16 protein-coding genes and 2 pseudogenes are annotated in these 13,059 nt (G+C 46.4%); 13 read left to right on the top strand and 5 right to left on the bottom strand.

The window, feature by feature from the left end; genetic code table 11:
• Both QUA01_RS26815 and QUA01_RS26810 read left to right on the top strand, forming a co-directional pair.
• Positions 1-221 (top strand): annotated as a pseudogene (locus QUA01_RS26815) (hypothetical protein); the annotation flags it as partial.
• Between the two features lie 88 nt (positions 222-309).
• On the top strand, positions 310-618 hold the full coding sequence (locus QUA01_RS26810) for an S-layer protein (RefSeq protein WP_333093536.1): 309 nt from the start codon (positions 310-312) through the stop codon (positions 616-618).
• A gap of 355 nt (positions 619-973) precedes the next feature.
• Here QUA01_RS26810 and QUA01_RS26805 read toward each other — a convergent pair whose 3' ends face one another.
• From QUA01_RS26805 to psbH, 4 genes are all read right to left on the bottom strand, one after another.
• Positions 974-1,240, bottom strand: coding sequence for a DUF3146 family protein (locus QUA01_RS26805; protein WP_194010069.1), 267 nt, complete (start codon positions 1,238-1,240; stop codon positions 974-976).
• Positions 1,237-1,899 (bottom strand): aminoacyl-tRNA hydrolase, encoded by a 663-nt coding sequence (gene pth, locus QUA01_RS26800; protein ID WP_194010070.1) that lies wholly within the window; start codon positions 1,897-1,899, stop codon positions 1,237-1,239. Before pth ends, QUA01_RS26805 begins: the two co-directional genes overlap by 4 nt.
• Positions 1,900-2,154 carry a TatA/E family twin arginine-targeting protein translocase gene (locus tag QUA01_RS26795; RefSeq protein WP_194010071.1) on the bottom strand — a complete coding sequence of 85 codons (255 nt, stop codon included), beginning with the start codon at positions 2,152-2,154 and terminating at the stop codon, positions 1,900-1,902. It lies immediately after the preceding gene.
• Positions 2,155-2,304: 150 nt separating this feature from the next.
• Entirely contained in the window at positions 2,305-2,508 is a 204-nt protein-coding gene (gene psbH, locus QUA01_RS26790; RefSeq protein WP_006633692.1) for a photosystem II reaction center phosphoprotein PsbH, read from the bottom strand.
• A gap of 222 nt (positions 2,509-2,730) precedes the next feature.
• Here psbH and psbN point away from each other — a divergent pair, with 222 nt between their 5' ends.
• The 9 genes from psbN (at position 2,731) to QUA01_RS26745 (ending at position 9,502) form a co-directional block, all read left to right on the top strand.
• Positions 2,731-2,874 (top strand): photosystem II reaction center protein PsbN, encoded by a 144-nt coding sequence (psbN, locus tag QUA01_RS26785; protein WP_442922027.1) that lies wholly within the window; start codon positions 2,731-2,733, stop codon positions 2,872-2,874.
• 9 nt (positions 2,875-2,883) lie between these two features.
• Positions 2,884-3,135 (top strand): hypothetical protein, encoded by a 252-nt coding sequence (locus tag QUA01_RS26780; protein ID WP_333093538.1) that lies wholly within the window; start codon positions 2,884-2,886, stop codon positions 3,133-3,135.
• Positions 3,136-3,200: 65 nt separating this feature from the next.
• Positions 3,201-4,301 (top strand): chorismate synthase, encoded by a 1,101-nt coding sequence (gene aroC / locus QUA01_RS26775; protein ID WP_333093539.1) that lies wholly within the window; start codon positions 3,201-3,203, stop codon positions 4,299-4,301.
• A gap of 1 nt (position 4,302) precedes the next feature.
• Entirely contained in the window at positions 4,303-5,214 is a 912-nt protein-coding gene (locus QUA01_RS26770) for an MBL fold metallo-hydrolase (protein WP_333093540.1), read from the top strand.
• A gap of 170 nt (positions 5,215-5,384) precedes the next feature.
• Entirely contained in the window at positions 5,385-5,618 is a 234-nt protein-coding gene (locus QUA01_RS26765; protein ID WP_333093541.1) for a hypothetical protein, read from the top strand.
• A gap of 368 nt (positions 5,619-5,986) precedes the next feature.
• Positions 5,987-6,982: a hypothetical protein gene (locus QUA01_RS26760; protein WP_194010076.1), complete on the top strand. Its 996-nt coding sequence runs from the start codon at positions 5,987-5,989 to the stop codon at positions 6,980-6,982.
• Positions 6,983-7,552: 570 nt separating this feature from the next.
• Positions 7,553-8,146: a class II aldolase/adducin family protein gene (locus QUA01_RS26755; RefSeq protein WP_333093542.1), complete on the top strand. Its 594-nt coding sequence runs from the start codon at positions 7,553-7,555 to the stop codon at positions 8,144-8,146.
• Between the two features lie 164 nt (positions 8,147-8,310).
• Positions 8,311-8,865 (top strand): Npun_F5560 family protein, encoded by a 555-nt coding sequence (locus QUA01_RS26750; protein ID WP_194010078.1) that lies wholly within the window; start codon positions 8,311-8,313, stop codon positions 8,863-8,865.
• A complete protein-coding gene (locus tag QUA01_RS26745; RefSeq protein ID WP_333093543.1) occupies positions 8,858-9,502 on the top strand; it encodes a hypothetical protein in 645 nt (214 codons plus the stop codon). The genes QUA01_RS26750 and QUA01_RS26745 overlap by 8 nt, the downstream gene beginning before the upstream one ends.
• Positions 9,503-9,610: 108 nt before the next feature.
• Here QUA01_RS26745 and QUA01_RS26740 read toward each other — a convergent pair.
• A pseudogene (locus QUA01_RS26740) lies at positions 9,611-10,032 on the bottom strand (transposase); the annotation flags it as partial.
• A gap of 69 nt (positions 10,033-10,101) precedes the next feature.
• Here QUA01_RS26740 and QUA01_RS26735 point away from each other — a divergent pair.
• Positions 10,102-10,287, top strand: coding sequence for a transposase (locus QUA01_RS26735; protein ID WP_333093544.1), 186 nt, complete (start codon positions 10,102-10,104; stop codon positions 10,285-10,287).
• 310 nt (positions 10,288-10,597) lie between these two features.
• A complete protein-coding gene (locus QUA01_RS26730) occupies positions 10,598-12,775 on the top strand; it encodes an ATP-binding protein (protein WP_333093545.1) in 2,178 nt (725 codons plus the stop codon).
• Positions 12,776-13,059: the final 284 nt, after the last annotated feature.

The following is a 13,059-nucleotide window of genomic DNA, read 5'->3' as shown; positions in this document are numbered from 1 at the left end:
ATTTTTGGCTGGCATACACTATAACTAATGATTGCTTATTTTTTTATATTATACAATCTAGCTGCGTCTCAGCTTATATAATTAACATCGGGGAGTTAGTCCGATATTCTGGCTCTGTTCCCGATTGGGTGACTGGAATTAACGGCAATCCGTTGGCTGGGGCAGCGGGGCTTTTGTTTTTGAGCGTCTTGGCTGTAGGAATGCGAAAAATTAGTCAGTAGTCAGTAGTCAGTTGGCAGTTGTTAGTTGGCAGTTGTTGGTTGTCAGTTGACTGTTGTCATTTTATCAATTCCCAATGACCAATTACCTATGAAACTCACGATTTTTGCCGTAGCTATACTGCTAATTAGTGCTAACTTTTATGATCCTGTAAAAGCACAAACTACCGCACAAGTCAAGTTAAATAATTCTTTAGTTCAAGTGCAGCCAACGCGAGAACAAATCCTCAATGCTTGCGTGCTCAATCAGGCTGAAACTCTGCCAAATCCTTTTACCGATGTACCTTCCAATCACTGGGCTTACAAAGCGGTTTTGACGATGTATTATTGCGGCGCTTACCAACAAGCAACTGCGCCTGCTTTAATTCAAGAATTGCTGCAATCACCACCAATCAATTGATTATCCCGCATTTCATCAGAGGCCAGAAACCGGGTTTTTTACGAAAATACTTGTTGAAAACCATAAATCTCGGAAAACCCGGTTTCTTAGTTCGTAGCGTCAAGGCCAAAGAAACCGGGTTTTTGAGAGCTTTAGCCTGTGGTAACGAAGTATTGTCGTAAAAACCCGGTTTCTGCACTCAAGGTGTTTCCAGGCCAAAGAAACCGGGTTTTTGAGAGCTTTAGCCTGTGGTAACGAAGTATTTCGTAAAAAAATTGGTTTCTGACTCAAGGTGTTTCCAGACCAAAGAAACCGGGTTTTTGAGAGCTTTAGCCTGTGGTAACGAAGTATTTCGTAAAAACCCGGTTTCTGAGTATTAAAACTGAGCCCGAACCGTAAAGGAATAATCCCCGCCCGGTTCAAGCTGATAATCCCATTTCTCCAGAAAACGGTGCAGCGGTTCTTGAATCAATGCCCTACCCCGAGATGGTTCCAGTATCAGTGTTTTTTCTGCCGTGAAACGCCACTGAAACTGCCATTCAAAATTGCCGGCACTTACTTCACCTTCAATGGTGCCTTTTAGCCAAGATTGGCCAGTCACTCGGACATATGCAGTTGTTTCGGGCAAACGTCTCGAACTCACCTTTTTGTTTCCGCGTTTGTTTCTGCAATGGTACGATTGTTGTAAAGACTCATGGCTTTTTCTACTCCCTGATGGAGGCTAAGTTCCACAGCTTCTACAACTAATTTAAGCACTTTCTCTACTAATTGACTTTCCTCTGAGGAAAATTTTCCTAATACGAACGAAATCGTATCTTTGTCATTTTTAGCAGGATCGTTTTGAGGTTTGCCGATGCCAATCCGCAAGCGGGGAAATTTGTCTGTACCTAAATGAGAAATTGTTGATTTCATGCCGTTGTGGCCGCCGGCTGAACCTGCTAGCCGCATTCTGAGTTTGCCGATCGGCAAATCCATATCGTCATATACTACTAATACGGACTCTGGAGGTATTTTGTACCAATCTGTGGCCGCCCGAATCGATTGGCCGGACAGGTTCATGTACGTCAACGGTTTCAGCAAGCGGATTTTCTGTCCTCGCGGCCGATTTCCCTCGCCAAATATGCCTTGAAATTTGCGGTTTTCTGACAGGGAAATTTGCCAAGATTTAGCCAAGGTATCGACTGCATTAAAGCCGATGTTGTGTCGCGTGCGATCGTACTTTGGTTCTGGATTTCCCAAGCCAACTATTAGCTGGGGAATTATTAACTCCGCTGGTGTTTCCGACTTCTGAGTGTTATTCATCTAACTGTTTGCGGTATCTTCCTTGGCTGCCGCGATTTTTTCGGGTTCGGGCTTTTTGGTAGTTGCGACTGCTTCTTCTAACTGCTTGGCTTCCCGCGTAAACTCCGACTCAAAATCCCGCGAAGCGTCTTGAAATCCCCGCAGTGCTTTTCCGAAACTCCGACCGATTTCCGGTAATTTTTTCGGGCCGAATACCAACAGGGCGATGGTAAAAATTACTGCCATTTCCGGCAAGCCAATTCCAAAAATATTCATGTTTTTTCTCCGGTATTTTGTTTAATTAGTTAGCATTAAATTACGAGCCACTAACGGGAAAGGGCAAGGGAAAATGGGAAAATTTAGCTTTTACCCTTTCTCCTCTACCCTCAGCTTTTACTGTTAGCCTGACTGTTTCGCGCTCAAATTTTAGCGGCCGAGACTCGACCAATCGACATCCACATTCTCCAGAATCAGTGAAGAGTTGTAGATTTGCAGAATAATCAACAAGAACACGAAAAACAGTCCGATGAAAACGCTCATCAACAGGGTGGTTCCCCAACCAGGGGCTACCTTGCCGTATTCTGAGTTAAGGGGTTTGAGTATATCTCCTAACCAAGTCCGCTGTGCCATAAGTCACCTACAATGAATCTCTACAGAAAAGTTTGACATACTTCCACCGCTAATTGCGATCGCAATTTTTTAGACCCCCCACTCCCCGACTCTCCCGCAGTCTCCGACTCTCCCCGTCTCCCCGTCTCCCCCGGATGCTGCCATACCCTACCCAGCCTAAAATCACTAGACTTTGAGACGGATTGTTATTTTTTGTAATATTATAGAGTGGATAACTCATAATTGCTCCCCAATATGGAACCAGCAGCATTTCTAGGTATTTCTCTCGGTGTGTGTCTGGTGGCAATCACCGGCTTCACGATTTACACGGCTTTCGGCCCTCCCGCCAAGCAATTGAGAGATCCTTTTGAAGAACACGAAGATTAGAGATGAAGGATGAAGGAAGAAGGAAGAAGGAAGAGGGAAGAAGGAAGTTCGGCAACGAGCAATGTACGGGATGTAACGGATGTAACGGATGTAAGTCCGTCGGAAGAAGGAAGAAGGAAGAAGGAAGGTTTGCCCAATTTTCGCCCTCTCGCCCTCTCGCCCTCTCTCCCTCTCCCCTTCTCCGCAGCGATCGAACTTCTGCAGTGCCCGATCGACCTTTCGCCTCCCCAGTCAATGCTATATTCTGCAAAAATACAGTAAATCTCTATTGGAAAAATATATCTTCCAGTTAAAGTAAAAATTATCAGGTTTCAGGCGAAAGCACTATGGGCAACACCTTCGGGCATTTATTTCGGATATCGACATTTGGGGAATCTCACGGCGGCGGTGTGGGAGTAGTAATAGACGGTTGTCCGCCCCTGGTGTCGCTAGACGCATCGTTCATTCAAGCGGAACTCGATCGCCGCCGCCCGGGCCAAAGCAAAATTACGACGCCCCGCAAAGAAGCAGATACCTGCGAAATTCTGTCGGGGGTGTTTGAAGGCAAAACTCTGGGAACTCCGATCGCAATTTTAGTCCGCAATCAAGACACTCGCCCTCAAGATTACGGCGAAATGGCGACAACTTACCGCCCTTCCCACGCCGACGCTACCTACGATGCTAAGTACGGAATTCGGAACTGGCAAGGCGGAGGTCGAAGTTCGGCGAGGGAAACTATTGGTAGAGTAGCAGCAGGGGCGATCGCCAAAAAAATTCTCTCTCAATCCGCTGGAGTCGAAATCGTCGGCTACGTCAAACGCATCAAACACTTAGAATGCGTCGCCGACCCAGACACTGTTACCTTAGAACAAGTAGAAAGCAACATCGTCCGCTGTCCCGATGCCGACTGCGCCGAAAGAATGATTGAACTAATCGAAAAAGTTCGCGACAACGGAGATTCGATCGGCGGTGTAGTCGAATGCGTCGCCCGCAACGTACCCAAAGGTCTGGGAATGCCCGTATTCGACAAACTCGAAGCCGACTTGGCAAAAGCTATCATGTCCTTACCCGCCAGCAAAGGTTTTGAAATTGGTTCTGGCTTTGCCGGGACTATGCTTTTGGGCAGCGAACACAATGATGAATACTATACTGATGAACAAGGGGCAATTCGTACAGTGACGAATCGTTCCGGCGGAATTCAGGGTGGCATTGCTAACGGTGAAAATATCATTCTGCGGGCGGCCTTCAAACCAACTGCGACAATTCGTCAGCAGCAGCGCACAGTTACCCGAGAGGGTGAAGCAACGCTGCTAGCGGCCAAAGGACGGCACGACCCTTGCGTTTTGCCAAGAGCTGTGCCAATGGTGGAAGCAATGGTAGCTTTAGTGTTGTGCGACCATCTGCTGCGCCATCACGGACAATGTGGAACCTTAAAGTCTGAATTTTAAAATGGAAATCAGCTTGTCCTCTGTAGCGGCAACTCCCGTTGATTGCCCTCAACCCTCCGAATCAATAAAAGGTATAGATGATTTTGTCGTACAGTTCTGGGGCGTGCGGGGCAGTGTTCCGACACCCGGACAGGAAACTGTTCGCTACGGCGGCAATACTTCTTGTTTGGAAATGCGAGTCGCTGGCAAACGCTTGATTTTTGACGGCGGAACAGGCTTGCGGATGCTGGGAGACCAGTTGATGCAAGAAATGCCGGTGCAAGCTTATATGTTTTTTACTCACTATCACTGGGATCACATTCAAGGTTTCCCGCTGTTCGCCCCAGCTTTTATCCGCGGCAATAGGTTTGATATTTATGGGGCGATTCCGCCGGATGGCGATTGTCTCAAAAGGCATTTTGTGGAACGGATTCTGCACTCGAATTCGCCGGTGCCGCTGATGGGTTTGCCTGCAGATTTGAATTTCTACGAACTCAATCACAACCAGACGATGATGCTGGACGATATTGAGATTAGGACTGGTTCTCTGAATCACCCCAATACTGCTATGGGATATCGGGTGAGTTGGCAGGGACGTTCGGTGGTTTACTGTTCTGATACGGAGCATTTTCCCGATCGACTAGATGAGAATGTCTACAATTTGGCCCTCGACGCTGACGTGCTGATCTACGATGCGATGTACACCGACGAGGAATATCACAATCCCAAGTCTCCGAAGGTGGGTTGGGGACACTCGACTTGGCAGGAAGCGGTGAGAATGGCTAAGGAAGCAAGGGTGAAACGAGTGGTGATTTTTCACCACGATCCGGCTCATACTGACGATTTTCTCGATCGCATCGCCGAAGATGTGCAAATCGCTTTCCCCAAGGCTGTCATGGCCCGCGAGGGTCTTATTTTGCCGATCGGCTTCTGAACTTTCGTCGGTACGGTCGATCGCTCATAATTTGATCCTACGATCGTTTTTTGATGTGGAGCAGGTCTTGTGGCCCGCTCCACAACTTTTTATTTTTAGCAAATACTGTTAGTGCGTGGTATAATTCTGGGCTAGTAACTTTTTAGGAAGAATATTTAAGTTTTTTTTGATTGTTTTACTCGCTCTTATTTGAGAAGCTCGGCAAAATTAGCAGTTTGTTAATCGCGATCGCGCGGGTGAATCGTAATTGCGATCGCTGTGAATGTGCCGTGACAAGAAGTATCGAGTTTGAGGGCATCTCAGATGAGAACGAAGTGCCGTACAACCTGCGGGCGATCGCAGGATCGAGCAACAACCCACCCGCGCGATCGCTTCCGCAAAACGCACACCAAGAAGTAAAATAATTGGAGGATTGCAGCAGGCGAAAAAGTGAAAGTTTTAAGTGTCAACAAACACGGCGAGGCTCCGCAAGATTTCACTCTCGCACGAGGCTCCCCGATTGGCAACAAACTTGACTTTATCATCGTCATACCTGCAATTTTTTGAGTAATTCCCAAACAAAAAAGCTGAGGTTATAGTTAGGAAAAAACACAGGTACGGTGCTTTTTTAGAAACATGAATATTTGCAACTCTGAAAAGCCGATATGAGAGCTTTTCGCTACAATCTGAGTGATTTTTCCGCAGTCAATTTCATTCAAAAGAAAGAGACGATCGCTCTTTGGTTTGGGACTAGCTGCAACAGCAAAGTGAATGTTATGACTTGACTATCAAAATGGGAAATTTACGTTTTAGATCTTCAGCAAATCAGTACAGATGGATTGCCCTAGGCAGTTTTGCTGTAATTATGGGTATTTCAGGGGCATTAGCCTACCGCCTAGCTCCGCTGCCGGGATTCCTGGCTCAAGGCACTCTGGCTTCTAATAATCCGCCAGTAAAATTTTCGAGCACGGGCGCGACAATTCTCAAGCAAGGAGAGCAACTGACTCCCGATGTTCTGCTGGCAGATAATGTTGTCAAAGCAGTCGCAGATGCAGTTAAGCTGTCGCCTCAGCAAGTTCGACAAAATGCTAGCGTCAAGATTTCTAAGCCGGAAGAACCTCTACAGATTGCTGTTGGGTATCGCTCGCTCGATCGGGATCAAGCAGTGCAAACGGCGGATATGTTGATGAAAGGCATGGTTGAAAAAAGCCGCCTGATTAACAGATATCGGTGGCAATCAGTCAATCAGTCGCTCAACCAACGCTTGGCAAAAGTCACTCAAGACCTCAAACAAGCTCAACAACAACTCGACCAATACGAAAGAGAGCGCGCTCGCCTGTTGCAGCAAATGAAGCTTCAGCAAGACTTTTACAACAAAACTCAGCTCGCGATGGCGGATACGCAAGCGTCGGAAAAAGAAATGGTGAGCAGTTTGGCTGCCGCGACAGCGCCGCAAATTGTGGCCACACCCACGAGCGATCCGACTGTGCCTCTGATTTTGGGAGTTGGCCTGCTGTTGGCCATTTTGGTAAGTCGCGGTTTGATTCCTTCGGTGGCGGATTGGCAGCACAAAACAGCTTTTCAGCGAGAAGAGAGCGAAAGGCTCCAAAGTGCTTTGTACCGACTGATCAAAGAAAACCGCGGCGAAATCACTTTGGTGCGGTTTGCGATGGAGACGCGGCTGTCGCCGGATGTCGCCCAGCGTTTTTTGAACGAACAAGCTGAAATCTTTAATGCCAATTGCGAAATTAAAGACGACGGCAGTATCTTGTATCACTTCCACATTTAAAAGGTGGCAGGCGCGCTCGCTCCACAGAAAACCCAGAGCCGATCGGGCATTCACTGCTCGATCGGTTTGCTTTTTGGGTAATTAGTTAAAAAATCTTTAAGATATGTAATTTGGGTGTTCCGCTTGCTTCCCTGTATGTATAATGAAAAAAATACGTAAATATACGGTTGCTTTTTACTTGAGTTACCTATAAATGCATAGTTTCTCGTTAAATATTTTTTAGGGAGTAACTCAGCTCAGTATAAATGCTGTAGTCTAAAGCTATAAGTTGTTCGGGGTGTTACATAGTTTCACAGAAGAAATTAGCTCGGGCCAGAGCCTGGAATCAAACTCCCAGCCTGAAATCGTACTTTTTACATTTAACTTTTGCAATCACCAATTGAGGCTAAACCTATGATATTTGGAATAATTGGCTCTTCTTTCGTAGCTTACTTTTTGTTGATGTCGATCGCCAATTACGGCGACACTGGAATGTAGACTAGACCCAGCCGGCAAAAAAGCAGTTTGACAAATTCGGTAAAGTATTTGACCCAGCCGTGTCTGTCGTGTCCGCAATTTGCAGGAAAATGAATGGATGAAGGAGTCGTTAAGTACCGCTGTGACTGGAAAAAGGCAGACCCTGTAGCTGCCGGGGACATAGCAGATTTGATGGACTGGCGCGATCGACTCCACTCTTGGGGACTAATTGCCGTCTACGAAAATGGCATCGGGTTTGGGAACGTCAGCGTCAGGATTGGCAATTCTTGCCAGTTCGTGATTTCCGGCACCCAGACAGCACACTTGCCGCAGCTAGGGCCAGAATCCTACTGTACTGTTACTGAATTTAACTTAGAACAAAATTTCCTCTGCTGCCGGGGCCCGGTACCAGCTTCGTCGGAGTCCCTGACTCACGCAGCACTTTACCTTCATGCTGGCGATGTGGGGGGGATTATTCACATCCACAATCCTCAACTCTGGCAACAACTGCTGTTTAAAATTCCTACTACTAGAAAAGAAATACCTTACGGCACTCCTCAAATGGCCTTAGAAATGTTTAGACTTTTTGAGGAGGAGAATCTCGCCGATCGCAAAATTCTGGCGATGGCCGGTCACGAGGACGGAATTATCTGTTTTGGAAGCACTTTGGACGAAGCTGGGAAAGTGCTCTCGACTGCGATCGGTTAGACCAGATCTGCGTTAAACTAAGCTTTACCCTTGGCTGATGCTCGATCGCTCCAACGCGCCGACACAGCTTAAAAACTTTGACAGTGCCTCTTGCCTCTTCGGTAAGAGAAAGATATTTTTAAAGAGAAACACACTACTATTCATAACAAAAGCTGAGAGTCATCGTGAATCTAACTAAACTTGTAAGCTCAAAAGAACTGCAATCAGAGGTATCTCGTCTCACCGAAGAGCTGCAAATGCGCGACCAATTGGTGCAGCAGTTGTCTCAAGAACTTTTCAGACTGGTGAAGGGAAATACGAGTTTTGTTCCTGCGCCGGAAGTTTCCGATCGCCACCAAGCTCAAATGCAGGCGATGCGCGAACAACTGCAAGCTGTCGAAGAACAGGTGGGTTTTTATCAAGAACAAATTGCCGATCGGGATGCTGAGGTTTACCAACTGCGGCAGTCAGTGCAAGAATTGACCGATCGCTCTCGGATGCTCGAACAAGTTGTTCAGGAATTGCCAGGGGTTTACCGCCAGAAGTTTGCCGAACGGATCGAGCCGATTAAGGAAAAGCTGGATCAACTGCAAAAGGAAAACCGCCAATTGCATACAGAGTTGCAAAGCGTGACTTACCGTCTGGCGGTTCGCAATCGCAAGGCTAAGGGCTTGGATCTGCCTAGTGTCGATCCTGATGACGATCGCGGGATTCAAATGCCGAGCTTTGGCAATGTCTGAGGTTTTGATTGTGACGGGTGACGGGCAAAAAGTAGCAGCAAGTCTCCTTGAGGCGATCGCTCGATCTCATCCTTTAACCGAAGTCAATATCTGTGGAATTTCTGCACTCAATTCAGGAGCGATCGCCTCCGCTGGGGCGATCGTTTGTCCTATGACGCTGGATGTGCCGTCCCATCTGGTTTTTCCGGGTCAAGATGTGTTTAAATTTTGCCGCAATGTTGCGGTGGCGCGCGATCGAGTGGCTGAGGAACTGCTTTTTCCCGTCGGCGAGGGCAGTTTTTGGCTCCCTGTGGTGCACACAGCAAAGGGGCCGCTTTATGCTGAGGCGATCGCCGCAGAATCCGATAAATTGTCGGGCGAGTTGAGTTACCGTCAACCGCTGCATTTGTCGGATGTTTGGCGGCAGCAGTTGTACCAGTTGGCTTACCGTTTGTTGGTGGATATTTTAAATGCGCCTCCGGCGACTTATTTGATGCAGTTTGGGTTTGTAGGGGAGAAGATTTTGTTCGATCGACTTTGGCCTTTTCCGGCTGCACCTGCGATCGCCTCTGTCGGCCTTCAAGTGCCAGATTTATTTATTTGTCACTGGAATTGCTTGAAAAATCAGCCGATTTATGATATACAAATTACTTCTTGATGTTCCTAATGAGGACTCTAGTCCAATGGCACTGCTCAAGTCTTAATTAGGGCTTGCTGAAAAAGTCAGAAAACAGCATTTAGAAAGGTGATTGAATTTGCGATCGCCTTAAAACAATAGATTTTGCTCATTTTTTTTTGATAAAATATAACTTTTGCTAATTATCCGAGACTCAAAACCTGAAAAAAGGTTTGTGTTGTGAAATAGACATAAAAAAAGCCAAAAAGCCGGCCGTACCCAGGCGGAAATATTCATCACCAGAAAAATTATGGCGATGGTTGTTTCAGAAGTATTAGAAAATTTAGCCATGACTCTACCAAGGCTAAATCTTCTTTTACCTGCTCCAAATTTTTCCTCAATCAAGTTACGAATTCTTTCGTCAGACTTAGCTTGCTTCTTCTTTGACTCGCTGATATTTTTAGGGGTATTTCTAGAGGAACGCCACTCATCCTAATCCCGATTTCTTTGCACCAAGCTCGATTTGACTGCGTTCGATATATGCGATATACATGAATTGATTCGGGATAGTAAGCTGTTGCTCATATAGATTGTCTATAGCGATTGAGGGGGAGAGAGGGAGAGGATTTGACTATTTTTGATTGTCATCAAAATATACAATTCTTCGCAATCATATCGAGGGAATTTGTAACTATTTTTTGAACCAAACAACGAGTGGTTTTAGGTCAGGAATCAACAATCGTCTCAAAGTGATTAAGCTTCAAGCCTATGGATTTGTTAATTTTGACAATTTTCGAGTTCGACTATTAGCTGGCTTTTCTAATTAGTTTTTATGAGCGCCGCAAACCCAGAAGACCCCAAAAATTAATTTTTATTCACAATAATCAGGGATTTAAAAGCAATTTTTACTGAATATAATGATTTAATTGTACGGTCGATCGCACTTTTAGACACTTCAAGTCGATCGCGCGATCGCCCTCCACAACCAGCAAGTGCCTCAGATCACAAAGCCCGCAGATCGCCCTCACCCCCAACAAACGTAAAATTATGTCAAATTAAGTAAAGAGTTATAAAATAACTATTGGCAGACCTGCAGACAGTTATGACCGCAAAACTAAGAGCTACAGACAAAAAAAAATGGACACAGACTTGCAGCAGTTGAGCGCAGACCAAGAACTGATTCTCAACCAAGTAGACAATGCCATCGCTCTGTTCGACTCGTCTGAGTGCTTAGTTTTGTTTAACAAAAAATTGGCAGACACTTGGGAACTGTCCCCAGAATGGCTGGCCACAAAGCCCAAGTGCGAGTTGCTATTTGCCGAAATTGTCGATCGCGGTTACTTGTCGCTTCAGCAGTGGGAACAGTTTCAGGAAGCACTGAAAACATCTCAGGATCAAAATTTATCATTTTATTTCGAGCAATCCAACGGCATTTGTTTGGAAGTCTTCGCCACAATTACCAACAGCGGCGGGAGACTGTTTACCTTTCGAGACGTTACGGTATACCGAACATCCCAAGCTAGCTTGAACGCAGAAGTCAGGCGGCTGACATTTCTTTTAGGTTTAACCGAACGCCTGCAAAACTCTCACAGTTTGCAAGAAATAGGTAGGTTTGCCCTTAGCTATTTGGTAGAGGCGACGAATGCTGCTTTCGGAGATGTCAAAGTAATTAGCGGTTCGGGAAATGACAGACAAGCGGCGGCAATTTCCAACCAAGTTTCTGGTCAATTTTTGGCTAGTTACGGGGAACCAGTCGCCGCCGGAATGCAAGAATTGCTCGACAAAGGCATTCCCTACGGCATCGGTTTGCTGTGGAAAGTGGTGGAAACCGGTCAACCTTTGTTGATCGATGACTATGCCCAACATCCCAATGCTGTGCCACAATTTCGACATCCGGGAATCGGACAATTGGGGATTTTTCCGATCGCCTCTACCGACGGCACCATCATCGGAGTGTTGACGCTGGAGTCCCGCAACGTCAAAAAATTGCAAGCCTCCCTCCACCAAGAAGTGCTCACAGCGGCTTGTCGGACGCTGGGTACGGCTATCGAGCGGGCTCAGACACAAGAAAACCTCCGCCAAGTTAACGAACAATTAGAGTATTCTTCTCAATTGAAATCTGAGTTTTTAGCTTCGATGTCCCACGAATTGCGGACGCCTCTCAACAGCATTCTCGGATTTTCTGACTTGCTGCTGCGCCAAACAGCCGGACAGTTGAGCACTCGACAAATCAACTATGTAGAACTGATCGAAAAAAGCGGCCAGCACTTGTTGCAACTAATCAACGATATTCTGGATCTTTCTAAAATTGAAGCGGGGAAAGTAGAACTAAATTTGCTGCCAGTGCGCGTTCACGAACTCGCTACAGATTGTCTAAAAATGATTCAGCCGAGGGCAGACAAAAAGCGGATTGCTTTGTCTTCAGAACTAGATTACCGCATTAATAAAGTTTTGATAGACGAACGACGAGTGCGACAAATTGTGATTAATTTACTTTCCAATGCCATCAAATTTACACCGGAACAAGGACAAGTTAAACTCAGCGGTCGTTTGGCCTACGGCAGCGAAATCAAAGGCGATTATCGACCGGATTGTTCTCCTGTAAATGACAGCACTCCTTATTTTTGTTTGGAAGTGAAAGACTCCGGCATTGGCATTCCTCAAGACCGTTGGAACTTGCTATTTCGCCCTTTTCAACAGGTAGATTCTTCCCTGACTAGGCGGCACGAAGGCACCGGTTTGGGTTTGGCTTTGACTAAGCGTTTGGCGGAACTGCACGGAGGGACTGTTTCTTTTCAATCTGTTTGCGATGTCGGCAGTGTGTTCCGCGTTTGGCTGCCTTTGACGGAGATGCGTCAAGAGTCGGGAAGCTTTGCTGCTTGTGCTTTGGATTCTAAGTTAATCCCTGCTTCTACGATCGCTTTGCCAATTGGTAGCAAGCGGATTTTGGTTGTGGAAGACCAGCCTTTTAACCAAATGTTAATTTCGGAGGTGATGGAATTGGAGGGCTACGGGGTAGAGATTATCGCGGATGGGAAGGCGATGGTCGATCGAATTTTGGCCGCTTCTACTGCGCCGGAGTTACTGCCGGATTTGATTTTGATGGACATTCAATTGCCGGATGTTGACGGCTTTGAGTTGATGCGGCGAGTTAAGGCAGATCCTGTATGGGACTCGGTACCGATGATTGCGGTGACGGCGATGGCGATGGCTGGCGATCGCGATCGATGTTTTGAAGCTGGCGCTTCTGGTTATTTGAGCAAGCCGCTGGATCTTAATTTGGCGATCGCGACTATCCGTTCTTTTCTCTCTTAAAAAGCATTTACGCACCGGTGGTCAGAAACCGGGTTTTTTGCGAAAATACGCGCGTTGTAGCGCACAAATCGGGTAAAAAACCCGGTTTCTTTGGCAGAGTGCATAATACCAAGTTCGGCGTTTTTTTGTCATTTTGAGCGCAGCAACGCAATCGAAATATCTGTTTTTCACAGTGTTTTGCCTTGGATTCACTGCCACCAAGGTGTAATTTAGGGTTTGCTGAATAATCGATCGCAAACCAATCACAGGAGCGATCGATATATTCAAGCTTGGTTAATATAAGT

Source organism: Microcoleus sp. S36a_B3, assembly GCF_036700745.1.
Lineage (GTDB): Bacteria > Cyanobacteriota > Cyanobacteriia > Cyanobacteriales > Microcoleaceae > Microcoleus.
Note: the sequence above shows the minus strand (reverse complement) of the source record. Positions and strands in the feature narration are given on the sequence as shown.